General features: G+C 70.6%; 25 protein-coding genes. 8 read left to right on the top strand and 17 right to left on the bottom strand.

Features of this window, described 5'->3' with window-relative positions; genetic code table 11:
• From VED21_RS12120 to VED21_RS12105, 4 genes are all read right to left on the bottom strand, one after another.
• The coding region (locus VED21_RS12120; protein WP_324882617.1) for a DEAD/DEAH box helicase at nucleotides 1-686 on the bottom strand (686 nt) is incomplete at its 3' end.
• Nucleotides 687-1,015: 329 nt separating this feature from the next.
• Nucleotides 1,016-1,150 (bottom strand): hypothetical protein, encoded by a 135-nt coding sequence (locus VED21_RS12115; RefSeq protein ID WP_324882616.1) that lies wholly within the window; start codon nucleotides 1,148-1,150, stop codon nucleotides 1,016-1,018.
• Between the two features lie 80 nt (nucleotides 1,151-1,230).
• Nucleotides 1,231-2,505 carry a S41 family peptidase gene (locus tag VED21_RS12110; RefSeq protein WP_324882615.1) on the bottom strand — a complete coding sequence of 425 codons (1,275 nt, stop codon included), beginning with the start codon at nucleotides 2,503-2,505 and terminating at the stop codon, nucleotides 1,231-1,233.
• 179 nt (nucleotides 2,506-2,684) lie between these two features.
• Nucleotides 2,685-3,296 (bottom strand): peptidoglycan-binding domain-containing protein, encoded by a 612-nt coding sequence (locus VED21_RS12105; protein WP_324882614.1) that lies wholly within the window; start codon nucleotides 3,294-3,296, stop codon nucleotides 2,685-2,687.
• A 270-nt stretch (nucleotides 3,297-3,566) separates the two neighbouring features.
• On the opposite strand from VED21_RS12105, the gene VED21_RS12100 reads away from it, so the two are divergent.
• On the top strand, nucleotides 3,567-4,061 hold the full coding sequence (locus VED21_RS12100; protein WP_324882613.1) for a hypothetical protein: 495 nt from the start codon (nucleotides 3,567-3,569) through the stop codon (nucleotides 4,059-4,061).
• A 148-nt stretch (nucleotides 4,062-4,209) separates the two neighbouring features.
• On the opposite strand, the gene VED21_RS12095 is transcribed toward VED21_RS12100, so the two are convergent.
• From VED21_RS12095 to VED21_RS12075, 5 genes are read right to left on the bottom strand one after another with little or no spacing between them, the layout of a single operon-like run.
• Nucleotides 4,210-4,998 carry a CoA-transferase subunit beta gene (locus tag VED21_RS12095; RefSeq protein WP_324882612.1) on the bottom strand — a complete coding sequence of 263 codons (789 nt, stop codon included), beginning with the start codon at nucleotides 4,996-4,998 and terminating at the stop codon, nucleotides 4,210-4,212.
• Nucleotides 4,995-5,990: a CoA transferase gene (locus tag VED21_RS12090; protein WP_324882611.1), complete on the bottom strand. Its 996-nt coding sequence runs from the start codon at nucleotides 5,988-5,990 to the stop codon at nucleotides 4,995-4,997. The genes VED21_RS12095 and VED21_RS12090 overlap by 4 nt, the downstream gene beginning before the upstream one ends.
• A complete protein-coding gene (locus VED21_RS12085) occupies nucleotides 5,990-6,787 on the bottom strand; it encodes an ABC transporter ATP-binding protein (protein WP_324882610.1) in 798 nt (265 codons plus the stop codon). The genes VED21_RS12090 and VED21_RS12085 overlap by 1 nt, the downstream gene beginning before the upstream one ends.
• Entirely contained in the window at nucleotides 6,781-7,785 is a 1,005-nt protein-coding gene (locus VED21_RS12080; protein ID WP_324882609.1) for an ABC transporter permease, read from the bottom strand. The genes VED21_RS12085 and VED21_RS12080 overlap by 7 nt, the downstream gene beginning before the upstream one ends.
• 1 nt (nucleotide 7,786) lies before the next feature.
• Nucleotides 7,787-8,809 (bottom strand): ABC transporter substrate-binding protein, encoded by a 1,023-nt coding sequence (locus VED21_RS12075; protein WP_324882608.1) that lies wholly within the window; start codon nucleotides 8,807-8,809, stop codon nucleotides 7,787-7,789.
• A gap of 130 nt (nucleotides 8,810-8,939) precedes the next feature.
• Between VED21_RS12075 and VED21_RS12070 the strand changes: the two genes are divergently transcribed.
• Nucleotides 8,940-9,251 (top strand): hypothetical protein, encoded by a 312-nt coding sequence (locus tag VED21_RS12070; protein WP_324882607.1) that lies wholly within the window; start codon nucleotides 8,940-8,942, stop codon nucleotides 9,249-9,251.
• 118 nt (nucleotides 9,252-9,369) lie between these two features.
• Nucleotides 9,370-10,404 (top strand): alpha/beta hydrolase, encoded by a 1,035-nt coding sequence (locus VED21_RS12065; protein ID WP_324882606.1) that lies wholly within the window; start codon nucleotides 9,370-9,372, stop codon nucleotides 10,402-10,404.
• Nucleotides 10,405-10,455: 51 nt separating this feature from the next.
• Here the strand turns inward: VED21_RS12065 and VED21_RS12060 are convergent, their stop codons facing one another.
• The 7 genes from VED21_RS12060 to VED21_RS12030 all read right to left on the bottom strand — a co-directional run bounded on the left by VED21_RS12060 (nucleotide 10,456) and on the right by VED21_RS12030 (nucleotide 17,453).
• A complete protein-coding gene (locus tag VED21_RS12060; protein WP_324882605.1) occupies nucleotides 10,456-11,328 on the bottom strand; it encodes a sterol desaturase family protein in 873 nt (290 codons plus the stop codon).
• Nucleotides 11,329-11,341: 13 nt separating this feature from the next.
• On the bottom strand, nucleotides 11,342-12,280 hold the full coding sequence (locus VED21_RS12055) for a sulfurtransferase (RefSeq protein WP_324882604.1): 939 nt from the start codon (nucleotides 12,278-12,280) through the stop codon (nucleotides 11,342-11,344).
• A gap of 35 nt (nucleotides 12,281-12,315) precedes the next feature.
• Nucleotides 12,316-13,134 (bottom strand): ATP-binding cassette domain-containing protein, encoded by an 819-nt coding sequence (locus tag VED21_RS12050; protein WP_324882603.1) that lies wholly within the window; start codon nucleotides 13,132-13,134, stop codon nucleotides 12,316-12,318.
• An 11-nt stretch (nucleotides 13,135-13,145) separates the two neighbouring features.
• Nucleotides 13,146-13,913, bottom strand: coding sequence for an aliphatic sulfonate ABC transporter permease SsuC (gene ssuC, locus VED21_RS12045; protein ID WP_324882602.1), 768 nt, complete (start codon nucleotides 13,911-13,913; stop codon nucleotides 13,146-13,148).
• Between the two features lie 118 nt (nucleotides 13,914-14,031).
• Nucleotides 14,032-15,192 (bottom strand): FMNH2-dependent alkanesulfonate monooxygenase, encoded by a 1,161-nt coding sequence (gene ssuD / locus VED21_RS12040; RefSeq protein WP_324882601.1) that lies wholly within the window; start codon nucleotides 15,190-15,192, stop codon nucleotides 14,032-14,034.
• Nucleotides 15,193-15,219: 27 nt separating this feature from the next.
• Nucleotides 15,220-16,182: a sulfonate ABC transporter substrate-binding protein gene (locus VED21_RS12035; RefSeq protein ID WP_324882600.1), complete on the bottom strand. Its 963-nt coding sequence runs from the start codon at nucleotides 16,180-16,182 to the stop codon at nucleotides 15,220-15,222.
• Nucleotides 16,183-16,388: 206 nt separating this feature from the next.
• Nucleotides 16,389-17,453: a sigma-54 dependent transcriptional regulator gene (locus VED21_RS12030; RefSeq protein ID WP_324882599.1), complete on the bottom strand. Its 1,065-nt coding sequence runs from the start codon at nucleotides 17,451-17,453 to the stop codon at nucleotides 16,389-16,391.
• A gap of 246 nt (nucleotides 17,454-17,699) precedes the next feature.
• Here VED21_RS12030 and VED21_RS12025 point away from each other — a divergent pair, with 246 nt between their 5' ends.
• From VED21_RS12025 to VED21_RS12005, 5 genes are all read left to right on the top strand, one after another.
• Entirely contained in the window at nucleotides 17,700-19,232 is a 1,533-nt protein-coding gene (locus tag VED21_RS12025; protein WP_324882598.1) for an amidohydrolase family protein, read from the top strand.
• A 72-nt stretch (nucleotides 19,233-19,304) separates the two neighbouring features.
• Nucleotides 19,305-20,387 carry an ABC transporter substrate-binding protein gene (locus VED21_RS12020; protein WP_324882597.1) on the top strand — a complete coding sequence of 361 codons (1,083 nt, stop codon included), beginning with the start codon at nucleotides 19,305-19,307 and terminating at the stop codon, nucleotides 20,385-20,387.
• Nucleotides 20,388-20,475: 88 nt separating this feature from the next.
• Nucleotides 20,476-21,339, top strand: coding sequence for an ABC transporter permease (locus VED21_RS12015; protein ID WP_324882596.1), 864 nt, complete (start codon nucleotides 20,476-20,478; stop codon nucleotides 21,337-21,339).
• A complete protein-coding gene (locus VED21_RS12010; protein ID WP_324882595.1) occupies nucleotides 21,336-22,079 on the top strand; it encodes an ABC transporter permease in 744 nt (247 codons plus the stop codon). Before VED21_RS12015 ends, VED21_RS12010 begins: the two co-directional genes overlap by 4 nt.
• Before the next feature lie 11 nt (nucleotides 22,080-22,090).
• Nucleotides 22,091-22,849 (top strand): ABC transporter ATP-binding protein, encoded by a 759-nt coding sequence (locus tag VED21_RS12005; protein ID WP_324882594.1) that lies wholly within the window; start codon nucleotides 22,091-22,093, stop codon nucleotides 22,847-22,849.
• Nucleotides 22,850-23,113: 264 nt separating this feature from the next.
• Here the strand turns inward: VED21_RS12005 and VED21_RS12000 are convergent, their stop codons facing one another.
• Nucleotides 23,114-23,524 (bottom strand): transglutaminase-like domain-containing protein, encoded by a 411-nt coding sequence (locus tag VED21_RS12000; RefSeq protein ID WP_414638191.1) that lies wholly within the window; start codon nucleotides 23,522-23,524, stop codon nucleotides 23,114-23,116.
• Nucleotides 23,525-23,691 lie beyond the last annotated feature (167 nt).

Here is a 23,691-nt window from a genome sequence, read left to right as displayed (position 1 = left end):
GCGCTCTGCGGCGTGCTCTCCACGGCGACGCGGGCCGGGTCGCGCAGCAGGCCGCGGGCGACCCGCTCCATGCGCTGGTCCAGCGTGGCGGTGAACAGCAGCGTCTGGCGCGTCGCCGGGCAGGCGTTGCCGATCGCCTCGATGTCCTCGGCGAAGCCGAGGTCGAGCATGCGGTCGGCCTCGTCCAGGATCAGCACCTCGACCTCGTCCAGGCGCACCGTGCGGCGGCGCATGTGGTCGAGCAGGCGGCCCGGCGTGGCGACCAGCACGTCGACGGAGCGCGACAGGTCGCGCACCTGCGGCCCGAACGGCGCGCCGCCCAGGACGTCGACGATGAACAGCCGGCGGAACTTGACGTAGTTGCGGGCGGACACGGTGACCTGCCGCGCCAGCTCGCGCGTCGGCGCCAGCACCAGGACGCGCGGGCCGAACGGCCGGGCCCGGCGCGGCTCGCCGGCGGCGACGGCCGCCGCGGCGGCGGCATCGTCGGCCGCCATCAGGCGGTGCAGAGAAGGCAGCAGGAAGGCGCCGGTCTTGCCGGTGCCGGTGTCGGCCGTGGCCAGCACGTCGCGCCCTTCCAGCGCGACCGGGATGGCCGAGGCCTGAATCGGGGTGGGAGCGTTGTGGCCGGCGGCCTCGAGGGCGCGGATCAGGCCGGAATGCAGGTTCAGATCAGAAAAACTCAAAGTACGGTTTCCCAAGCATGCGACCACGCCGCGGCTCGTCGTGCAGCCGCGGGTCGATCGTGTGTCAAACGTACCGGAGGTAGAGGGAGGCGCGGGTGCGTCGTATTCCGGGCGGGCCTTGATGGCCGCCCACCGAGCTGTCGAACCTCGCTCGGACGACGTTCAGGGCCTCCGACGAATGAGACAGATATAGGTGCTTGTGCGCCGCAACGCCAGCTTTCTTTGCGCCCCCCGGCGCGGGGCTGGGGTGCGTGCCCGACCCGGCGGCGGCGCCCGGCGGCGGCGCCGCGTCGCCGGGAAGAAGCCCTGGCCCCGTCAGAGGCCCCCCGTCAGAAGACCAGGGAGAACAGCCCGATGACGACCAGCAGGCCGATCAGGAAGATGATGCCGATGGTACCGCCGATGAACCTGAGCATGGGGCCTCCCGTCGCGTTGCCGGTGTGCCGATACCAACGCCGCGCCATCGCCCCGGTTCCGCTTGCCCTCGCGGAAAGGTGCCCGACATGGCCGCGCGCTCCCGGCCGATGACCGGAACGCCGGAACGTCAGGGACGCTTGGCGGAAAGGTCCTCGTCCCCGGTCCCGGAGCGGCCGGCGGCCCGTTGCGGGCGGGGTGCGGAACCGGCGGTCAGCAGCGACAGGGCACGGGCGAACGGCTGGTCCTGGGCGGCCTGCGGCGGCACGGACGCCGGGCCGGTGTCCTCCGCGGACACGGCCTCGTCCGGCGTGATGCCGACCTCGTGGATGGAATGCCCGGCCGGGGTGAAGTAGCGCGCCGTCGTCAGCTTCAGCGCGCTGCCGCCGTCGAAGGGTATGATGCTCTGGATGACGCCCTTGCCGAAGGTCTTCGAGCCGAGGATCACGGCGCGGCGATGGTCCTTGAGGGCGCCGGCCAGGATCTCCGCCGCCGAGGCCGACTTTCCGTTCACCAGCACCACCAGCGGCAGGCCGCCGGTCTCGTCCCCGGCGCGCGCGGTGTAGACGCGGTTCGCCTCGGGATCGCGCCCGCGGGCCGTGAGGATCGTCCCTTCCTCCAGAAACGCGTCGGCCACCCTGACGCTGGAATGCACGAGGCCGCCGGGGTTGTTGCGCAGGTCGAGCACGAAGCCGCGCAGGTCCGGCCCGATCCGCGCGCGCAGGGAACGGATGGCATCGGCGACGGCCGGGTGGGTCCGGCGGTCGAACTTCAGGATCCGGATGTAGCCGACGTTGCCGACCGCCGCGTGCTTCACCGACGGAACCTTGATCTCCTCGCGCACCACAGAAACGTCGAAGGGCGCCGCCTGCCCGTCCCGCCGCACGGTCAGCGACACGGCCGTGCCCTCCGGACCGCTCAGCATGTGCCGGACGGCGGCCAGTTCCTTGGCATCCACCGGCCGATGATCGACGGCCAGGATGACGTCGCCCGTCCGCAGCCCCACCCGCTCGGCCGGGGAGCCGGGGAGCGCCTCGGTGATGCGGACCCGTCCGTCCTGCGGTTCGTAGCGGATGCCCAGGCCGGCGAAGGCGCCGTCGTTCTCCGCGCGCATCGTGCTGTATTCCTCCGGCCCCACGTAGGCCGACCAGCGGTCGCGCCCCGCCATCGCGCGGATGGCGATGTCGGCAAGCTCCCGCTCCGACATGGGCTCGATGTATCGCCCGCGGATTTCGCGGAGCGCGTGCACGAAGCGCTCGACGGCTTCCGCCTCGCCCGCCTGAACCCCGGATGCCCCGGCGCCGCCCGCGAACGCGGGCTCGGCGGCGGTCGCAGGGCTGACGATGGCGGCGGGAGCGGCGAGGAGGGCGCACAGGGCGGCGAGGGTGGCAAGGCGCAGCGTCACGGGGGCATCTCACGCAGGGTCAGGCACAGGCACGTCCACCCGCAGAGTGCGCTCAAACGATTAATTTGCCGTTAACCATAATTCGCGACCAAGCCGCCCCCGTCACGGCGCGCGAACCGCCCGGAACACGCCCGGTTCGCGCGCCGCATGTTCGGATCCGGCCGCTTACGGCCGCCGGCCTACTGCCGGGCAGGCTGCCCCGTGTCGCCGGGCGCGCCGGTGTCGCCCTGAGTGGCGCCCTGGTTGTTCGCCCCTCCCGACGCGCCGGCGCCCGCATTCCGCGACCCGTCTCCCGATTGGCCGGCGCTGCCCGTCTGCCGGTCCAGGTTAAGCGCGGCCACCGTCTCGGCGTCCAGTTGGCCCGTCGCGTTCAGCCCCCTGGACTGCTGGAATTCCCGCAACGCACGGCGCGTGTTCGGGCCCCAGACGCCGTCCACGCCGATGTCGCTGCCATTGTCGTTCAGGGCCTGCTGGACGTTGCGGACCCGTTGCGGGCTCAGCGCCCGCGCCGACGCCGCGGATCCGCTTCGGCTGCCGGACTGGGCGGCGGTCGAGCCGGAACGGCCATCGGTCAAGTTTTCGACCTTGGTGCCAAGCCCCTCGTCCATCGCCACGCCGGTGCCCGCGCCGGCCGCGCCGCCGATGACCGCGCCGACCGGGCCGCCGACGACCGCGCCGGCCGCCGCCCCCCCGAGGCCGCCGGTCGTCGCCCGCTGCGTGTCCGTGCTGCCGCATGCCGCGAGCGCCACGAGCATGCCGGCGCTCGCCATCATCACTGGAAATCTGCGCATGACAACCATCCTGTTCCGTGTGGTTCCTTGCAGACCGGGCGAACACCCGACAGGACGGAGGCGCACGGCCTTCACGTCTCTTCGCGCGACGATCACCCGGGCTGTACACCTGCGACAATCGGAATGCCGGCCGATGGTTCCCGCCCCCGCGGTCAGGCAAGCGGCGCACGCCGGAGCGCGCACAAGAAGGCACGACGTCACCATCGGCTTGATCGCCCCGGACGAGCGCATCACTTGGAAGGCAACAGCGGCGATCGAGCGAGGAATCCCATGACGCACGCCATCCTCTTTGGCGAACTCTCCGGACGTGAGATCGCGGAGTTCCTGAAATCCACGCTCGCGCACGACGGGACGGTCCGCGTGCGGCCGACGCCGACCGAAGCCGAACTGGTCGTCTACCAGATGTCCCTGGCGGACCCCTCCTTCGAGATCACGGTCGAGGCCATGGCCGACGGCGTTCCGTCCAAGCACTACGATGGTGCCCGCACCGAGGTCCGCATCGACGGAAGCGGCCGGGGCATCCGCGCGCTCGCCACGCGTCTGGCGGAAGAGTACGGCGGCCTCGTCCAGACGTACGAGCAGTGGACGGCGGTGCCCGGCGCCCGGCCCGGCCGCCTGTCGCCGAAGGCCAAACTCTGTTTGGCGGTGTTCAATCTCTTCGGCGTCCCAAGCGGCTTTCCGTCGGCCGCGCGCGACCACGCCGGACTCGCCGCCTTGAAGGAGGCCATCGAGGCTTACCTTGCCGCTCCCCCGTCCGGGGGCTGACCGCCCGGTGGGCGGCCGGTCATGACGACGCGTACCCGAAGCCCTCGTTGCGGGAGCGGGACTGGGGGGAGCGGAGAATTACAGGTCGCTCCCCGCGTTTCCTCCGCTCGGCGTGCGTGTGCTCTCGTGTGCTGCCCCGATCCGAGGGTCACTCCCGGCGCAGGACCCCTGTCTCGTCCACCTTGCGCAAGGCAGCCAGTTCGGCGTCCGAAGGTTCGGCAATCACCCGCGCGCCGTCGCGCACCTTGAGGTCCCAGCCCGTGTTGGCTCGGATCTCTTCGACGCTGGAAAAGGCGAACCAGCCGTCCAGTTCGAACTCCTTCGTCACCGCGTGCGGACGCAGGATGCCCAGCGTGGTGACGATGGCCGACGGGCCGCCGCCGATGAAGCCATGCCGCGCCCGCGTGTCGCCGCCCTCCAGATAACCGGGGGAGCTGACGTAGGTGACCCGCTCGGCGAAGCGTTTGGGCTCGTGCGTCACCATGATGACGTAGCGCTTGGCGCCGCAGGCGATGTCGTTGGCCCCGCCGGCCCCGGTCAAGCGGGTCTTGGGCGGCCGGTAGGTGTCGCCGATCTCCCCGTCCCAGATGCCGGTGGTGTTGACGTTGCCGAACCGGTCGACCTGGGCGGCGCCGATGATCCCGACGTCGCAGCGCCCCGAGGCGACGAGGCAGCCCAGCGCGTCGAGCGCCGAGGTGAAGCTGGTGGCGTTGGCCGAGATGCGGTTGCACTCGATGCCCCAGGGCAGGCCGCCCACCGGCGTCGAGCCGTATACGCCGCCCTCCGTCATGGCGCGCACGGTGGGGGCGTGGTGCGCCTGCGCGAAGTAGCCGGCCAGCATGGACAGGCCGACGCCGAAGATCGCCAGCTCGCCGTCGCGGATTTCGCGCCCGGTGGCGATCGCCATCATCTCCTGCCGGGTGTAAGGCCGGGTCATGCCGCACCTCCCTGCGCCTGCAGCGCCGCGACCGCATCCGCCGTCAGGATCCACCGGCGGTAGGGATCGAGCAGGAAGGCGGTTTCCGTGGCGCTCAGAGCCGCCCGCTTCGCCGCGCCGATCAGCGCCAGATAGCCGTCGAGGTCGTCATAGGATTCCACGAAGTCACGGCGGTACTGCGCCGTGCCCTCCTCGGTCGCCAGCAGCTTGTTCATCAGCCGCATGTGCTCCTCGTCGACGTCGTACATTCCGGGCGAGCCTTGCGGCCAGGCGGCGAAGGGCCAGTGCACCACCGCCTCGACGACGATGTCGGGAATGCGCACGAGGTTGGGAAACTGCCGCATGCAGGCGGTGTCGACGATGGCATCGGCGACCAGGACCACCCGCTTCGCCGCCCGCGACAGCTCGAACCGGCTCCACTCCGTGCCCAGCATGATGGCGTTGCCCTGGGGGTCGGCCAGCGTCACATGGATGGCGGCGAGATCGGGCGCGAGCGGGCTGAAGGCGCCGACCGGGCGTCCGGTGAAGGGATCGGTAACGGTCGGGATCTTGCCATGCGCCGGGTGCTCGCCGGGGGCGAAGGCGCTGCGGTCCTGGATGTCGGAGCCGATGTTGACGGTGGCTGGCACGAAGGGCCAGTTCAGCGCACCGCCCATCAGGCGCAACGCCATGGCGAAGTTGGAATAGTCCTCCAGCGCCAAGGCGCCCGACTCCACCGCACGGCGCAGACCGTTGGCGAAGCCAAACACCTCAAGGCCGGAAAAGCCGCACTCGGCCTTCGTCACGGCGCCGGCAGCGGCCAGCAGGTTAAGCTGCTGGGTGTTGCAGTGGAAGACGGCGTGCAGGTCGCGCCGCCCGTGTCGCAACAGTTCACGCCCGAACACCACCGCGTCGGAGCCGACGGGGAGCGCGGCGCCGCTGGCGTACTGCATGCCGTCCCAGGTGAAACGGCGCACCGCCTCGGCCAGGGAGATCAGCTTGTTGCCTGCCATCACCAGTCCCCCGCCAAGCCCAGCATGTCCAGCACCTTGTGCCGGAGGTCGACGAGCACCGGGTCATCGCGGTGGCGCGGGTAGGGCCGGTCGATGGCGATCTCCGCCTTCACGCGCGCGGGCCGCTCGCTGAACACGACGATGCGCGTCGCCATCAGCAGCGCTTCCTCGATGTCGTGCGTCACCAGCAGCGCGGTGAACCCGGCACGCTGCCACAGGCGCACAATCTCCCCCTGCATGGCGATGCGGGTGAGGCTGTCCAGCTTGCCCAACGGTTCGTCCAGCACCAGCAGGCGCGGGTCGTTGACCAGCGCACGGGCCAGCGCCGTGCGCTGTGCCATGCCGCCCGAGAGCTGGTGCGGGTACGCCTTGGCGAAGCCGCCCAGCCCGACAAGGCGCAGCGCCTCGTCCACGCGGGCGCGGCGCTGCTTCAGCAGACCCCGCGCCTCCAGCCCCAGCGCCACGTTGTCCCACACCGTGCGCCAGGGGTAGAGCGTCGGGTCCTGGAAAACCACGACGCGCGACGGGTGCGGCCCGGTGACCGGGGCCCCGTCGGCCAGCAGCCGACCAGCCCGCGGCGGCTCCAGCCCGGCCACCAGCCGCAGCAGCGTGGACTTGCCGCAACCCGACGGACCCAACAGGGCCACGAACTCGCCGGGCTCGGCGCGCAGCGTCACGTCGTCGAGCACGCGCAGTGGGGCGCCCTGCAGGTCGAAGGCGTGGCTGACGTTGCGGACGTCCAGCTCCAGGCCGGCCGGCTGCCCCGTTTCAAACCGGCCGTGTTCCAGCGCTACCATTTCATCATCCCCTTCTGCCAGGCGAGCAGGCGGTCGCGCACCCGGAACAGCAGCGTCACGAGCCCCGAGCAGACCAGCGCCATCACCAGGAGCGCCGCGTACATGTTGGCGTAGGCGGCCCAGCCCTGCGCCCATTGCAGGTACCAGCCGAGGCCCGCCTTCACGCCCATCATCTCCGCCACCACCAGCACCGCGAAGGAGGAGGCGAGGCCCATGAACAGGCCGACGAAGACGCTTGGCATTGCCGCCGGCACCGCCACCTTCACCACCAGGAAGCGGTTCGACGCGCCCAGGGTGCGGGCGATGTCGTAATAGGCCGGGTTGACGCCGGCCACGCCCGACCACGTCAGGATGGTCACCGGCACGCCGGTGGCGAGCGCGATGAGAAAGATGCTGGCGCTCCAGCTCGACGGGAAGGCGAAGAAGGCGATGGGCAGCCACGCGGTGGCCGGCAGGGGCCCAATGAGCCGCAGCACAGGATGCACCCAATAGCCCACCGCCCGCGACCAGCCGATGGCCACGCCGGTGGCGAAGCCCACCAGCGCGCCGATGGCATAGCCGGTCAGCAGCAGCTTCAGCGAGGCCACCGTGCATTCGACGAGGCGCGGCAGATCCTCGATATAGACCTCCAGCAACTCTTGCGGCGGCGCGAAGAAGGGGCGCGGCAGCAGGTTCAGCTTAGCGGTCAGCAGCTCCCAGGCGGTGAAGCCCAGCGGCAGCACCAAAAGCCAGGGGCCGGCGCGGCGCAGCCGTTCCCCCGCCCCGCCCAGCGGGCGCAGAACCGGCGAGACCAGCGCCAGCACGCCGCCGATCAGCGCCAGCAGGCTTGCGAACTCCTGCGTGCGGGCCCAATCGTCGGCATCGGGCAGCAGCGCGGTCACTGCCGCGGCAGCGAACCACGCGGCGCCCGCCGCCAGCCCGCCCAGCCACAGGCGCCGTGGCGCGGGGGCATCGGCCACGCCCCCCGCCAGAGCCGTCGCGCCATCCAGCGCCGTCATCTCAGGCCAGCACGTCGGCGTAGACACGGTCGGCGAACTTCGCCGGGTCGGTCGACGGCTTGAAGACCTGGACCGCCTTCAGCTCCTCGGCGTAGAGGGCGATTTCCTTCTTGATGTCGATGCCCACCGGGTGGTGCCCATGGGTATGACTGGAAAGCTGGGCGGCGAGATCCTCCACGCTGCTCTTGGGCGCGAAGGGCTGGTAGGCCTTGGCGGCCTCGTGCGGGTTGTGGGCGGTGAAGTCCTGCGCCTCGATGATGGCGCGGGTCAGCGCGCCGGTCGCCGCCTTGTCCTCGCGCAGCAGGCTGCCGCGCACGCCGATGACGCAGCACACGCGGGCCTTGTACTCGTCCGACAGGTTGGAAGCGATCTCGACGAGGTTGCCGGATTTGAGGAACTGGTAGGTCACCGGGTCCCAATGGGCGATCGCCTGCGCTTCCCCCTTTTCGAGCGCAATGCCGAGCAGATCGCCGGGGAAGACGCGCCATTCCACGTCCTTCACCGGATCGATGCCGCGCTTGGCCAGCAGGATCGAGAAGAAGTGCTTGGCCGGGCTGGCGAGGTCGCTGATCGCCACCGTCTTGCCCTTCAGCCCGGCAAGGTCGGCGATGCCGCCGGCCTTGGACGCCAGCAGGCGCATGCAGCCGCCGTGCACGCCGGCGACGATGCGCACGTCGAAGCCCTGTTCCAGCGGTTTCAGCCAGCGCAGCGCCATGCCGTGGCCGACATCGGCCTTGCCTGTGGCGATGGCCTCCAGCAGCTGCTCGGTCGAACCGGCGAAATTCACGAACTCCACGTCCAGCCCGTGCTTTTCAAAGATGCCGTTGGCCTTGGCGACGGCCACCGGCGCGCCGCACACGGCGCCGGTGTTCCAGGCCAGCTTCAGCGGCTTCAGAGGTGCGGCCAGCAGGCGCGACGGCCCGCCGATGAAGGGCAGCGCAACGGCGCCCGCAGCGGCCTTCAGCAGGGTCCGGCGCGAGGGCGCCACGGTGGTGATCAGCGTGTCGGTCGGATGCTTTGCCATGGTTGGCCTTCCTTGGTGGCAGCAGATTAACGTATACCAACTGTGAATATCGATTTCGATTGCACCGAATTTCACATCGTGAGATTTCATTGTCAACTAGGTAAGTAGACAATTCTGGAAGGGCCAACCGATGATCACCGCAATCGTCCGCTACCACCTCCCCGCCTCCATCGGCCGTGAGGCCTGCCGGGAGCATTTCCTGAAGATCGCGCCAGGTTTCGGGGCGGTGCCCGGCCTGATCCGCAAGCAGTTTATCTGGAGCGAGACGGGCACGGCCGGCGGCGTCTACCAGTGGCGCACGCTCGATGACGCCAAGCGTTTCTACCAGGGCCCCTGGCTGGACGGGATCCTGGCGCGCTACGGCACCTATCCGGAAATCGAATACTTCGACACGGTGGCCATAGCCGACGCCCCGGGCGGCACGGTGGCGGTGCCGGAGTAAGGCTCGACGGCAGGCCGGCCCCGGCACGTATCTCCTACTTGGAGATAGGATTTATGCGCCGGTCATACATTTCACATAAGGCAAACGTGCCGTCACGCGCGAAGGGGGATTGCCGACCATGCTCAAAACCGCCCTGGACGGCGCTTCGGAAGTGTCCGTGGCCCCGTCATCCCTCCTGGATCCGCAGGTGCAGCGGCTGCTCGCGGCGGCGAAGCGGCAAGGGGCTTCGGCCGCCGATCCCTTGCAGCAGCCGCTCGCGGTGGCGCGGATGGCGGCGGAGCGCCATTACACATTCCTGAACGGGCCACTGCCCGCACTGGCCCGCGTCGACGACGTGGTGATCGAGGGACCGGCCGGGCCGCTTCCGCTGCGGATCCACCGGCCGGCCACGACGGGCGCATTGCCGGTCCTGCTGTGGTTTCATGGCGGCGGCTTCGTGCTCAACAGCCTCGACACGCACGACCGCCTGCTGCGCCTGCTGGCCCGGCGCAGCGGCGCGGCGGTGGTCGGCGTCGCCTACAGCAAGGCACCGGAACGCCGCTTCCCGACACAGGTCGAGGAGGCCGCCGCGGCGCTGCGCTGGTTGACGGATCACGGGGCGGCCCACGGCCTCGACGCCGGCCGGCTGGCGGTGGGCGGCGACTCCGCGGGGGCCAATCTGGCGCTCACGGCAGCGCTGGAGGCGCGCGATGGCGGGCCGCGCATCGCGCTCGGCGTGCTGCTGTACGGCATGTTCGCCGCGAATTTCGACACCGATTCGCACCGCTGCTTCGGCGACGGCCGCTACGGTCTCTCCACCGCGCGCATGCGCTGGTACTGGCGCCAGTATCTCGGGACGGCGGCCGGCGGCGACGCCCGGGCGGAACCGCTGCTCGCCGACCTCGGCGGACTGCCGCCGCTGCTGCTGGTCGGCGCCGGCGTCGACTGCCTGCTCGACGACACGTTGCGTCTGGCCGAACGGCTCGCCGAAGCCGACGTGCCGCACCGGCTGTGGGTCTACCCGGACCTGCCGCATTCCTTCGCGCAGATGGCGCGCGCGGTGGACGCCGCCGACACGGCGGTCACGCGCATTGCCGCCGCCGTGGCCGAGGCCCTGGCCGGGGTGGAGGACACGCCATGCCCGCACGCCGGTGGAGGTCCAGTGATCGTGTGAACCGGGTCACGAACAGCGTGCCGCGCCCAGCACGCAGGAACCCGCCGTCCATCAGGCGGTGGCCGCGGAGGGAGCGGCGGCCGGCGGCGTGTCCGCGCCCGCCTCCCGCCGGGCGTCCTTGCGGAAGCTGTAGGCCCCGAGACTGCCGCGGAACGGCAGCACCAACAGGTGCAGCAGGCCGAGCCGGTGCTGGTCCTGGTACTCCGCCAGCCCCAGCACCACGCCTTCGTGGCCGAGCGCGGGCGGCGCATGATGGGCCGTGCCGCACACCCGGTCCCACACGGACAGGAAGAAGCCGAAGTTGGAGTTGGTCTCTTCCGGCACGACGGAATGGTGGACCCGGTGCATGTCCGGCGTGCACACCACCCAGCGCAGCGCGGTGTCCAGCCGCCCCGGCACGCGGATGTTGCCGTGGGTGAACACGGCGGCCCCGTTCAGCACCGCCTCGAACGCCACCACCACCCACGGATCGGCGCCGACGGCGGCGACCAGCGCGGCCTTGTAGACGATCGACACCAGGATCTCGATGGGGTGGAAGCGCAGGCCCGACGTCAGGTCGATGTCCAGGTCGGCGTGGTGCACCCGGTGTAGCCGCCAGAACACCGGCAGCGCGTGCGACATGACGTGCTGGAGGTAGATGGCGAAGTCGAGGATCAGGAAGGCGGCCACCGCCTTCACCCACCACGGCAGGTCGACCGCGCCGAACAGGCCCCAGCCGCGCTCCTGCGCATAGATGGCGGTGGCGAAGGCCAGGGCACCGACGGTGAAGCGCTGCACGGCCACGTTGACCGCGATGAGGCCCAGGTTGATGCCCCAGCGCCGCCACTTGTTCTCGCGCAGCGGCCGCTTCGGGAACGCCGCCTCCAGGACGGCGACGGTGACGAAGATGGCGACGAAGATGCCCAGGCGGATGGCCGCTTCCATGGTCCGGGCCTCCTCAGTTCTTCACGGTCAACGGGTAGGCGTCGGCGGGCGAGGCCGACCACTCCCACATGGAGCCGGCGTAGTTGCGGGCCTTGTAGCCGAGGTCGTTGAGGACCGAGGTGAACCAGCCCGAACGGATGCCGCCGGTGCAGTAGGCGACGATCGGCGTGTCCTTGCTGGCGCCCAGCGCGGCGAGCCGCTTCTCGATCTCGGCGCGCGGCAGCAGCTTGCCGTCCTTGTCCAGCAGATCCTTGTACCAGATGTGCCTGGCGCCCGGCACGTGGCCGCCGCGGGTCTCGCCGTAGGGGGTCTTGCCCTCGTACTCGCGCGGCTCGCGGGCGTCGATGACGACGAGGTCCGGCGTGCCCAGCAGGCCCTTCAGGTCGTCGCGCTTCACCTCGAAGCGGTCGGTGCGCTGCACGACGAAATCGCCGGGGCCGCCCGCCGGCGCGATGGCCGGCGCGCCGTCCCTGACCAGCGCCGGCAGGCCGCCGTCGATCAGCACCGCCCGGGAGTGGCCCAGCGTGCGCAGCGTCCAGGCGATGCGGCCATCCTCGCCCCAGCCATTGACCGGGTCGGCCACGACGACCACCGGCCGCTCCTTCGACACGCCCAGGTCCTGGAGCTTCTTCGTCAGCACCGCATCGTCGGCGATCAGCCGGCCCTTGGTGGGCAGCGCCGGCTCCGACAGGTCCTGCCAGACCAGCGGCACGGCGTTGGGCAGCGGCTGCTTGCTCTTCAGCTTGGGATCGCGGACGTCGAGCACCAGCGCGCCCTGCGCGATCAGCTCGCGCGCCGCCTGCGGCGACACCACCCAGTCGCGTTCGTAGACGATGGCGGCGGCGCTGGTCGCCGCTTCGGTGGCGAGCGCGGGGCGCCACGCGGCGTCGCCGACGGACAGGCCGGCCGACAGCAGCGCGGCGAGGGAGAGCGAGAGGAGAGTCTTCTTCATGATCGTCTTTCTTCGTAGTCGAGCGGAGACGGGCGTCAGATGCCGCTGCCGGCCAGCTCGTAGTCCTTGAACAGGGTGTTGAGGATGCGCCCCTCCAGGGCGGCGAAGTCCGGGTTGCCGCGCGGGCGGGGGCGCGGCAGGTCCACGGCGAGGTCCAGCGTAATCTCCCCCTCCTCGATCATCACAACGCGGTCGGCCAGCGCCACCGCCTCCGCCACGTCGTGGGTGACCAGCACGGCGGTGAAACCTTGGGCGCGCCACACGCGCTCGATCAGGTGCTGCATGGCGATTCGGGTCAACGCGTCGAGCGCCCCCAGCGGTTCGTCCAGCATGAGGAGGCGCGGGCGGCGTACCAGCGCGCGGGCCAGCGCCACGCGCTGGCGCTGGCCGCCCGAGAGCACCGCCGGCCATTCGCGCGCGCGGTCCTCCAGCCCGACCGCCTTCAGCGCCGCCGCCGCCTGCGCGCGCCAGTCGCCACCGAGTCCCACGCCGACGTTGCCCAGCACCCGGCGCCAGGGCAGCAGGCGCGCCTCCTGGAACATGATGCGGGCCTGCCGGTTCAGGCCGTTCAGCGGCTCGCCGCCCAAGCGGATCGAACCGGACGTCGGCGTGTCGAGGCCGGCCAGCAGGCGCAGCAGCGTGCTCTTGCCGCAGCCGCTGCGCCCGACGATGGCGACGAACTGGCCGGGATCGATGCTCAGGTCGATGCCGCGCAGCACCTCCTTGGTCCCGAAGGTCTTGCCCACGCCTTCGATGGTCACGGGCAGGCCGCCGGCCGGGGCGATGTCGTCCACGGCGGGCGCGTCGTGGATGGCGGCGCCGGCGAACGCCGGCTCCAAGGCTTCAACGGTCATGGGCGTGTCCCTTACTGGCGCTGGAAGGCCGGGTGCCACTGCAGGCACAGCCGTTCGAGAAGGCGGGCGGCGCTGTCCGCCAGCTTGCCGAGCAACGCGTAGATGAGGATGCTGAGCACCACCACGTCGACCAGCATGAACTCCCGCGCGTTCATGGCGAGGTAGCCGATGCCCGAGGTGGCGGCGATGGTCTCGGCCACGATCAGCGTCAGCCACATGATGCCCAGCGCGTAGCGCAGCCCCACCAGCACCGACGGCAGCGCCCCCGGCAGGATCACCTGGGTGAACAGCGCCGCGCGCGTCATGCCGTAGCTGCGCCCCATCTCGACCAGCTGGAAGTCGACGTTGCGGATGCCGTGGAAGGTGTTGAGGTACATCGGGAAGAAGACGCCGAGCGCCACGAGGAACAGCTTCGCCTCCTCGTCGATGCCGAACCACAGGATGACCAGCGGGATCAGCGCCAGATGCGGCACGTTGCGGATCATCTGCAGCGAACTGTCGAGCAGCCGCTCGGCCACGCCCGACAGCCCGTTGAGCAGCCCCAGCGCGAAGCCGATGGAGCCGCCGATGGCGAAGCCGGTGACGGCGCGCACGAAGCTGATGCGGATGTGCTCGCCCAGTTCGCCGGACGCGGCGAGGCGCCAGCCCGCGCCCGCCACGTCGGTCAACGCCGGCAGCACGCGGCCGGAGAGCACGCCGCCCTGCACCGCAAGCTGCCACGCCGCGAGCAGCAGCGCCGGCAGGATCCACGGCAGGAGGGCGCGGAGGGTTGGTTTCATGAAGCCTGTCCTTGCGTTCGGCCGTAGGTTGGGTTGAGCCGCAGGCGAAAACCCAACGTCATCGCCATGCGGGGCGTGTTGGGTTTTCGCTGGCGCTCAACCCAACCTACGGGGCCCTTCAGGAGGCGGACGCCAGCGGGAAGCCTTCCAGGCCGACCCGCGCCTCGGTGCGGGTGAAGGCCGGGCGCGGCTGCGGGCGCTTGGGCGCGGTGCTGATGTTCAGCTCGGGGAACAGCAGCTCGGCGACGCGGTAGGACTCCTCCAGGTGCGGGTAGCCGGACGCCACGATGGTGTCGATGCCCAGCTCCTGGTACTCGCGGATGCGCGCGGCCACCGTCTTCGGGTCGCCGACCAGCGCGGTGCCGGCGCCGCCGCGCACCAGCCCGACGCCGGCCCACAGGTTCGGGCTGACCTCCAGGTGGTCGCGCCGGCCGCCGTGCAGCGCCGCCATGCGTCGCTGGCCCACCGCGTCGGACTCCTCGGCGAAGCGTTTCTGCGCGGCGGCGATGGTCTCGTCCGACAGGTGGCTGATCAGGCGGCCGGCGGCATCCCAGGCCTCGGCCTCCGTCTCGCGGACGATCAGGTGCACGCGCAGGCCGAAGCGGATCGTGCGGCCGAGCTTCGCCGCGCGGGCCTTCACGTCCTCGATCTTCTCCTTCACCTGCGCCGGCGGCTCGGCCCAGGTGAGATACGCGTCGTGCAGTTCGGCGGCGAGCTGGTGCGCGGCCGGCGAGGAGCCGCCGAAGTACAGCGGCGGGTGCGGGCGCTGCACCGGCGGGAACAGCAGCTGGCCGCCGTCCACCTTCAGGTGCCGGCCCGCGTACGTCACCGTGTCGCCGGCCAGCAGGGCGCGCCAGATGCTCAGGAACTCGCGGGCATGGTCGTAGCGCTCGTCATGCTCCAGGAAGATGCCGTCGCCGGCCAGTTCCTTCGGCGCACCGCCGGCCACCACGTTGAACAGCACGCGGCCGTTGGACAGGCGGTCCAGCGTCGCCGCCTGCCGCGCCGCCAGCGCCGGGCTGAACACGCCGGGGCGCAGCGCCAGCAGGAACTTCAGCCGTTCCGTCTGCGGGATGATGGCGGCCGCGGTGATCCACGGCTCCTCCATCGCCTGCCCCGTCGGCACCAGCACGCCGAAGTAGCCCAGGCGGTCGGCGGCGCGGGCGATCTCCGCGAGGTATTCGTTGGTGACCGGGCGGTGGCCGACGTCGGAACCCAGGTAGGGGCCGTCGCCGCTGGTCGGCAGGAACCACAGGAAGTCGAGGGGCTTGTCGGTCATGGTCTTGGCTCCGATGGCGGGAATGGATCAGGATTTCGGGGCGGCGGGCGGCGTCCAGATGACGTCGCGGATGGTGATCGCCTTGGGGATCAGGCCCAGGCGGTGGAAGTCGTCGGCGATGCGCTGCTGCTTGGCGACGATCTCGTCGTCGATGTAGGCGATGCGGCGCCCCTCGCGCCTGGCGGCCACCGTCTGCACGTCCAGCGGCAGGCCGTTCTCCCTGGCCTGGATCTGCGCGTACTCGGCCGGGTTGGCGGCGGCCCACTCGCTGACGCGGGCGATCTCGCCGATGACGGCCTGCACCACCTCGGGCGCCTGATTGGCGAAGGCGCGGCGCGCCAGATAGAAGGAATAGCTGTCGACGATGCCGGCGGCGCTGGTCAGCACGCGCACCTTGTCGCTGCGCTCGGCCAGCGCGTAGTACGGGTCCCAGATCGCCCAGGCGTCGATGGAACCGCGTTCGAACGCGGCGCGGGCGTCGGCGGGGGTGAGCGACACCGGCTGGATGTCCTTGAAGGTCAGCCCGCCCTTCTCCAGCACGCGGATGATGATGTTGTTGGCGTTGGAGCCGCGCACGAAGGCGACCTTCTTGCCCTTCAGATCGGCGATCTCCTTGATCGGCCCGTCGTTGCGCACCAGCACGGCGGACGTGGTGCCGGGGTTGGTCACCGCGCCGACGTAGACGAGGTCGGCCCCGGCCGCCTGGGCGAACAGCGGCGGCGTGTCGCCGGTAGTGCCCAGGTCGATGCTGCCGACGTTCAGCGCCTCCAGGAGCGGCGGGCCGGCGGTGAACTCCGACCACGTGACGGTGTAGCCCAGCGGCTCCAGCTTCTGCTCCAGCGTCTTCCACTGCTTGAGCACCAGCAGCGGGCCGGTGCGCTGGAAGCCGATGCGCAGCTGCTTGGCCGGTTCCGCGGCGACGGCGGCGGAGGAGAGGCCCGCGGCGACGGCGAGCGCCAGCAGGGGCCTGATGAAGGTGGTGAGTTTCATGCGCGCATTCCCGCAGTGACGATTGTGATATTTCTCGTCACGACAGGAATTGCACACGCCGTGCCAGTTGTAATCCGGCCTGATCCGGCGGAACCGGCGGCATTCGCTGATGCCGGGGCGACAGCGGGTGGTGCGGAGGTGTTGCCCTGGCAGCAGCGGCAGGAGCGATGAATGTGAAAACCCAGCGGCGAACTGCTGCGGCGAACCTACCGGTTCCGCGCGGGAATCATCCCAAGCCGCGCCAGATGGCCGCGCAGGACGTTGCGGCTGATCCCCAGCATCTTCGCGGCCTGCACCTGGTTGCCGCCGCAGTACTCGTAGGCGGAGCGGACCAGCGCGTCGGTCACCCGCCCGAACAGGTCGGGCACGTCCGCCTCGAACAGCGCGTTGAAGGAGCCGCGCAACGCCGCCGCGACGCACGGCTGCTCGGTCCGCGCGTCCACCGGCAGCGACAGCTGGACGTCGGCGCGGGTCAGCATGTCGCCCGCGGCGGTGACCAGCGCGGTGTGGACGACGTTCTCCAACTCGCGGATGTTGCCCGGCCAGTCGTGGTCGAGCAGCGCCTGCACCGCGTCGGGCGCCAGCCGGACGGCCCGGCGGCCGAGACGCCGGCCGTACAGCGTCAGGAAATGGTCGACCAGCGGCAGCACGTCGCCGGGACGGTCGCGCAGCGGCGGCAGGATCAGGCTGCCCACCTTGATGCGGTAATAGAGGTCCTGGCGGAAGCGGCCGGTGCGCACCGCCTCCTCCAGCTTCACGTTGGTGGCGGTGATGACGCGCACGTCGACCGGGATCGAACGGCGGGAGCCGACGCGCACCACCTCCCGCTCCTGCAGCACGCGCAGAAGCTTCACCTGCTGGGCCGGCGGCAGATCGCCGATCTCGTCCAGGAACAGGGTGCCGCCGTCAGCCGCCTCGAACCAGCCGGCCTTGGCGGAAAGCGCGCCGGTGAAGGCGCCCTTCTCGTGGCCGAACAGTTCGCTTTCCACCAGCGTCTCGGCGATGGCGCCGCAGTTGACGGCGATGAAGGGGCGATGCCGCCGCCCGCTGCAGTCGTGCAGGTGACGGGCGACCAACTCCTTGCCGGTGCCGGTCTCGCCGATGATCAGCACGTCCGCGTCGGTCGGGGCGAGTTGCTCCATCCGGCGCAGCAGCGCGCGCGAGGCCGGGTCCTCGAACACCATCGCGGTGGCGCGCACCGGCGCCGGCGGCGCGTCGTCCGGGCGGCGCAGCAGGACCCGTCCGTCGGGCGCGGTTTCCATGGTGAACATGGCGTTTCCCCTATGCGGCATTCTGTCGGGGCATTCCACATTTTTTTCGCGCCTATGCCAAGCACATCATTTCACAAATGCATGTAGAATAAATGTTTCCACAGAACCATCGATGCACAACTCCTGCTGCACCGCCCGCAGCCCGGAGATGCACGTCACTGCGAAATCAATGACTTAGCCTTGGCACGCGGCGTGCTCCTACAGCGGCAGGCCACAAACGCCGCCACCGAAACAAGGAGCCTCCCCATGTCCCGTACGCCCGCCTACCTGTCGCTGGTGAAGAACCGCAAGCCGTCGCGCTCGGCCAAGGTCCGCGCCTCGCTGAACCACCCGGTGATCGACACCGACCTGCACACCATCGAGTTCGGCCCCGTCATCGAGGACTACATCGACAAGGTCGGCGGCGCGAAGATCGTCGACGAGTTCCGCCGCTCGGTCGGCCGCGGCCTCAGCTACCTCAACAACGACTGGTACACGCTGAGCCCGCAGGAGCGGCTGGACCAGCGCCACCCGCGCCCGACGTGGTGGACGCTGCCGACGAAGAACACGCTGGACCTCGCCACCTTCACGCACCCGTCCCTGCTGGCCGAGCGGCTGGAGGAGGGCGGCACCGACTTCGGCGTCGTCTACCCGAACCTGACGCTGTTCGCCGTCCACGTGGGCCGCGAGGACCTGCGCCGCGCGGTGGTGCGCGCCATCAACCTGTACCACGCCGACCAGTTCCGCGCCCATTCCGACCGGCTGACGCCGGTCGCCGCCATCCCGCTGCACAGCCCGCAGGAGGGCATCGAGGAGCTGGAGTTCGCGGTCAACGAACTGGGCCTGAAGGTCGCCATCATCCCCGGCAACCTGCGCCGGCCGATCAAGGCGCTGGCCGGCAAGTACCCGGCCAAGGACCATCCGGAGATCGCCCGCCACCTGACGTGGCTGGACACCTTCGGCGTCGACAGCGAGCACGACTACGACCCGTTCTGGGCCAAGGCGGTGGAGCTGAAGGTGCCGCTGACCACGCACTCCATCGGCATGGGCTGGACCAGCCGCGCGTCGGTCAACAACTACATGTACAACCACATCGGCCACTTCGCCTCGGCCTCGGAGGCGTTGGCGAAGTCGCTGTTCTTCGCGGGCGTGACGAAGCGCTTCCCCGACATCCGCTTCGGCCTGCTGGAAGGCGGCGCCGCCTTCGCCGCCAACCTCTACGCCGACCTGATCGGCCATTGGGAGAAGCGCAACGGCGAGGCGGTGCAGAACTACAACCCCGACCTCATCGACGGCGACCTGCTGTACGACCTGTACCAGGCCTATGCCGACGCGCCGACGCGCGCCCGCCTGGGCAGCAAGCTCGACGTGGTGGAGGGGGCGCTGGGCGTCTCCAACGCGCGGCGCCAGCCGCAGGAGCCGGGCAGCCTGGACGACTTCGCGGCGGCCGGCATCACCGGCATCGAGGACATCCGCGACCGCTTCGTGCCGAACTTCTACTTCGGCGCCGAGGCCGACGATCCCACCGTCAAGTTCGCGCTGGACGACACCGTCAACCCGCTGAACGTGCGCCTGAACGCCTTCTGGGCGTCGGACGCCGGGCATTGGGACGTGTCCGACTACTCCGACGCGCTGGCCCAGACCTGGGACCTTGTGGAGCGCGGCACGCTCAGCGTGCGCGACTTCCGCGACCTGACCTTCACCAACCCCTACAACCTCTACGCCGGCACCAACCCCGATTTCTTCAAGGGCACGGCCGTGGAAAAGCAGTTGGCGCCGCTCGCGATCGCGGCCGAGTGAGCGCCGGGGTGGACCCGCGTCGGGAGGGCCGGGTCCACCCACCTCCTTTTCCCCCAGATCGGAACCCCCATCATGCTCCGTCGCACCATCCTGCGCGCCGCCGCGGCGGCCGCGCTGCTTCTCACCGCCGGAACGGCGCCCTGCGTCACCTGGGCGGCCGAGCCGGTCACCATCCGCGTCGGCTACGCCGCCATCGGCGTCGGCAACCGGCCGTTCGTCGGCGGCTCCTCGGCGGCGCTGGCGCACGCCGAGGGCTACCTGGAGGCCGAGTTCCGGAACGACCCCGACGTGAAGGTCGAGTGGTTCTTCTTCAAGGGCGCCGGCCCCGCCGTGAACGAGGCCATCGCCAACGGACAGCTCGACTTCGCGCTGCAGGGCGACCTGCCGTCGCTGATCGGCCGCTCGAACGGTCTGAAGACCAGGCTGCTGCTGGCCAGCGGCGCCCGGTCGCCGATCTACGTCGCCGTGCCGCCGGGATCCGACATCAAGGCCATCAAGGATCTGAAGGGGCGCAAGGTCGCCATCTTCCGCGGCACCAACCTGCACCTCGCCTTCGACAAGGTGCTGGCGGCCAACGGGCTGAGCGAGAAGGACCTGAAGGCGATCAACATGGACTTCGCCACCTCCAAGGCGGCGCTGGCGACGAAGGACATCGACGCGGCACTCGGCCAGAGCGACCTGCTGGCGCTGGAGGAGCAAGGCATCGCCAAGGTGATCTACACCTCCAAGGGCGACAACCCCGCCTTTGGCCGCAACGCCCATGTCCTGGTGACCGAAGCGTTCGAGGCGAAGCACCCGGCGCTCACCGCCCGCGCCGTCAAGGCGTTCGTCAAAGCGTCGCTGTGGGCGTCGGACGAGGCGAACCGCGAGAAGCTGTTCGAGATCTGGGCCAAGTCCGGCATCCCCGCCGCCAACTTCCGCGCCGAGTACGAGGGCACGCCGCTGGCGTTGCGCAATTCGCCGCTGTTCGATCCCTTCCTGATCGACCAGTACCGCATCCAGGCCCGGCAGGCCAAGGAGCACGGGCTGATCCGCCGCGACGTGGAGGTGGAGGGCTGGTTCGACCTGCGCTACCTCGACGCCGCGCTGAAGGAGCTGGGCCTGGAGACCCGCTGGACCCGCTACGGCGCCGACGGCAAGGCGGTCGGCTCGTGACGGCGCCGGGGATGGCCTTCGTCCCCGTCCTCCTCCTGCTGGCCGCGGCGATCGCCCGCCGGCCGGCCGAAACCTAAGGGAGATCCGCATGTCCGCACCCGAACCCGTCGCCTTGACGGCTTCTGTCCGGCTGGAATGGCCGGCCTTCGCCGCCGGCCGTCTCCTCCGGCGCCTGACGGGCGCAAGCGTCGGCCTAATCGTTCCGCTGCTGGCGCTGGCGGCGTGGCAGGCCAGCGCCATGGGCGGCTGGCTGCCGCCGCAGGTGCTGCCCAGCCCGGCCGAGGTGACGGCGCTGCTCCTCGCCATGCTGGAGAGCGGCGAGCTGCGGGACCACACGCTGATCAGCCTGTCGCGCGTCGCCTGGGGCTTCGGCCTGGGGGCGGCGGGCGGCCTGGCGCTGGGCGTGCTGATGGGGCTGTCGCGGCGGGTGGAGGAGACCGTCAACCCGCTGTTCGTGGCGCTGGCGCAGATCCCGCCGCTGGGATGGGTGCCGCTGCTGATCATGCTGGTCGGCATCGACGAGGCGCTGAAGGTGCTGGTCATCGCCAAGGCCGCCTTCGTGCCGCTCGCCATCAACACGCTGAAGGGCATCCGCGCCGTGCCGCCGCACTTCGTGGAGGTCGGCCGCGTCTTCGGATTCGGTCCCTGGCCGATGCTGACCCGCGTGGTGCTGCCGGCCGCCGTGCCGCCCATCTTCACCGGCGTGCGCTACGCCATGACGCACGCGTGGCTGGCGCTGGTGGCGGTGGAACTGCTCGCCTCGTCGGAGGGGCTCGGCTACCTGATGGTCTGGGGCCGGCAGCTGTTCCAGCTGGAAACGGTGCTGGTCGCCATGGCCGCGGTCGGGCTGATCGGCTACCTGCTGGACCGCGCGCTGGCGGGGGTGGAGGCGCGGCTGCAGCGCTGGCGCCAAATCGGGGCCGGGGAAGTCGGGGCCGGAGGTGCGGCATGACGGGCCGCGGGCTGGTCCTGCCGGCGCTGCTGCTGGCGGCGTGGGAGGCCGCGCACCACCTGGGCCTGTCCGACCCGCGCCTGCTGCCGCCGCCGTCGCTGGTGCTGGCCCGGCTGGGGCGGGAGGCGGCGGAGGGCGGGCTGTGGTTCCACCTCGGCGCCAGCCTCGTCCGCGACCTCGCCGGCTTCGCCATCGGCGCCGCGGCGGGGCTGCTGGGCGGGCTGCTGCTGGGGTTGTGGCGGGGCTTCGACCGGCTGGTCGGGCCGTCCTTCCACGCCTGGAAGCAGATTGCCGTGTTCGCCTGGATTCCGCTGATCTCCGTGTGGTTCGGCGTGGGCGAGGCGGCCAAGGTGGTGTTCGTGGCGCTGGCCGCCTTCACGCCGGTGGTCGTCAACACGCACGAGGGCATCCGCGGCATCGACCGCCGCCATTGGGAGGTGGCGCGCGTGCTCACCCTCACGCCTTGGCAGACGCTGGTCCGGCTGGTGCTGCCGGCCGCCCTGCCGTCGATCTTCACCGGCCTGCACTTGGCGCTGATCTACGCGTGGCTGGCGACCGTGGGCGCCGAGTACTTCATGACCGTCGGCCCCGGCATCGGCGGCATGATGACCGAGGGGCGCGAGCACTTCCACATGGACGTCGTCCTGCTGGGCGTCCTCATCCTGGGCGTGGTCGGCTACGCCCTCAACCACGGTGCGGCGGCGGCGGAAGCGCGCCTGCTGCACTGGCGCCACCGCTGAGGAGACCACCCATGCCCCACCCCGGAACCCTGAGCCTCGACCACGTCGGCAAGCGCTACCCCGTGCACGGCGGCGAGCTGGAGGTGCTGCGCAACGTCACGCTCACCGTCGACCCCGGCGAGTTCGTCAGCGTCGTCGGCACCAGCGGCTGCGGCAAGTCCACCCTGCTGCGGCTGATCATCGGGCTAGACGGCAGCTATGAGGGTGACATCCGCCTGGACGGCGCCCGCATCCGCGGCACCAGCCTGGAGCGCGGCATCGTCTTCCAGGAGCACCGGCTGTTCCCCTGGCTGACGGTGGAGGAGAACGTGGCGCTGGGCCTGCTGCGCTCCCGCCTGCCGGAGGCGGAGAAGCGCCGCTCCATCGCCGAACACATCGCCCTGGTCGGCCTCGCCGGCTTCGAGAAGGCCTACCCCGCGCAGCTCTCCGGCGGGATGGCGCAGCGCGTGGCCATCGCCCGCGCGCTGGTCAACCGCCCCTCCATCCTGCTGCTGGACGAACCGTTCGGCGCGCTTGATGCGCTGACCCGCGCCGCGCTGCAGACGGAGCTGCAGCGCATCTGGCAGGCGGAGGGCATCACCACCATCCTGGTCACGCACGACGTGGCGGAGGCGGTCTACCTGGGCGACCGCGTGGTGGTGATGCAGCCCTCGCCCGGCCGCATCCGGCGCGTCCTGCCCGTGCCGCTGCCCCACCCGCGCGACCGCGCCGATCCCCGGTTGGCAGACCTGGAGCGGAACGTGCTGGATGAATTGGCCGGCTTGGCCTGACACGGCGGACATCGCCATCGGGCCGGCGGGGATTATGGCTGGCGAATTGAGAGCCGACCGGGCCATCGGCGGGCGGGATCGCGGCCGTGGCCGTGTCCGTCGTCGGGGGTAAGAGTGTTGAACGAAGGCGCGATGGCTCGGGTCGCTTCACTCACGATCGGGGTCGCCTCTGACGATCGATCAAGCTCTCGCAGCCATTCACGCAAACCTCAGGCTGACACGTCGTCGCCCAAATGCCCGGCATGACCGACGGGCCGGGCCCGGTCAGGCCGCGCATTCGTCCGTCCACACCCGAAAACCCACCAAGGTGTTCGGCCCGAACGTATGGGTCAGCGGCACATCCGCGGCGTCGCGGCCCTGGGCGATCAGCACGCGGCCGAGCCGCGGCGCGTTGTTGCGCGGATCGAACACCCACCAGCGGCCGCCAAGACAGACCTCCATCCACGCCGCGAAATCCATGGGCGCGTAAGGGGGCGGCAGGCCGATGTCGCTGACGTATCCCGTGCAATATCGCGCGGGAATGTTCATGCACCGGCAGAACGTGATCGCAAGGTGCGTGTAGTCCCGGCAGACGCCGCGGCGCTCGGCGTAGGTCTCGGCGGCGGTCCGGGTGGCGCGGGAATGCTCGTAGCCGAACGCCACATGCCGGTGGACGAAATCGCAGATCGCCTGCACGCGCGCCCAGCCGGGCGGCGTCCCGCTGAACAGCCGCCAAGCCTCCTCCGACAGGAGGTCGGTTTCGCAGTAGCGGCTGCCGAGGAGGAACAGGAGCGTGTCCTACGGCAGATCCTCGACCCGACTCTGGACGGCGCCCGGTTCGACGGGGTCGGGCTGCCCGGCGT

It is taken from the genome of Azospirillum sp. (genome assembly GCF_035627195.1).
In the GTDB taxonomy this organism is placed as follows: domain Bacteria; phylum Pseudomonadota; class Alphaproteobacteria; order Azospirillales; family Azospirillaceae; genus Azospirillum.
This window is presented reverse-complemented; position numbering and strand designations above follow the sequence as displayed.